This window comes from Variovorax multivorans (assembly GCF_051216835.1).
Lineage (GTDB): Bacteria > Pseudomonadota > Gammaproteobacteria > Burkholderiales > Burkholderiaceae_C > Variovorax.
Genome location: NZ_JBPJZL010000053.1, coordinates 1 through 1200, shown reverse-complemented (window position 1 = coordinate 1200; position 1200 = coordinate 1). Strand labels below are relative to the sequence as shown.

The 1200-nt window shown below is 62.4% G+C and carries 1 protein-coding gene; it reads left to right on the top strand.

The features are described 5' to 3' along the window. Positions 1-5 precede the first annotated feature (5 nt). Positions 6-1199 carry an elongation factor Tu gene (gene tuf / locus ACSFCA_RS36525; RefSeq protein WP_093060175.1) on the top strand — a complete coding sequence of 398 codons (1194 nt, stop codon included), beginning with the start codon at positions 6-8 and terminating at the stop codon, positions 1197-1199. Position 1200 lies beyond the last annotated feature (1 nt).

The window sequence follows — 1200 nt, the reverse complement described above, 5'->3', positions numbered from 1 at the left end:
GAAAAATGGCAAAAGGTAAATTCACCCGCACCAAGCCGCACGTGAACGTGGGCACGATTGGTCACGTTGACCACGGCAAGACGACGCTGACGGCTGCGATCGCAACGGTTCTGTCGGCCAAGTTCGGCGGCGAAGCCAAGGCCTACGACCAGATCGACGCTGCGCCTGAAGAAAAGGCCCGCGGCATCACGATCAACACCGCGCACGTCGAGTACGAAACGGCCAATCGCCACTACGCACACGTCGACTGCCCCGGCCACGCCGACTACGTGAAGAACATGATCACCGGCGCCGCTCAAATGGACGGCGCCATCCTGGTGTGCTCGGCCGCTGACGGCCCGATGCCCCAGACCCGTGAACACATCCTGCTGGCTCGCCAGGTGGGCGTGGGCTACATCATCGTGTTCCTGAACAAGTGCGACATGGTCGACGACAAGGAGCTGCTCGAACTGGTCGAAATGGAAGTTCGCGAACTCCTCGACAAGTACGAATTCCCCGGTGACGACACCCCGATCATTCACGGTTCGGCCAAGCTCGCCCTGGAAGGCGACAAGGGCGAACTGGGCGAAGGCGCCATCATGAAGCTGGCCGAAGCCCTGGACACGTACATCCCGACGCCCGAGCGCGCCGTGGACGGCACGTTCCTGATGCCCGTGGAAGACGTGTTCTCGATCTCGGGTCGCGGCACCGTGGTGACCGGCGCTGTCGAGCGCGGCGTGATCAAGGTTGGTGAAGAAATCGAAATCGTGGGCATCCGCCCGACGGTCAAGACCACCTGCACCGGCGTGGAAATGTTCCGCAAGCTGCTGGACCAGGGTCAGGCTGGCGACAACGTCGGCGTGCTGCTGCGCGGCACGAAGCGCGAAGAAGTCGAGCGCGGCCAAGTGCTGTGCAAGCCCGGCTCGATCAAGCCGCACACGCACTTCACCGCCGAGGTGTACGTTCTGTCGAAGGACGAAGGCGGCCGTCACACGCCGTTCTTCAACAACTACCGTCCGCAGTTCTACTTCCGCACGACGGACGTGACCGGCGCGATCGAGCTGCCCAAGGACAAGGAAATGGTCATGCCTGGCGACAACGTCAGCATCACCGTCAAGCTGATCAACCCGATCGCGATGGAAGAAGGCCTGCGCTTCGCCATCCGTGAAGGCGGCCGTACCGTGGGTTCGGGCGTCGTGGCCAAGATCCTCGACATCTAAG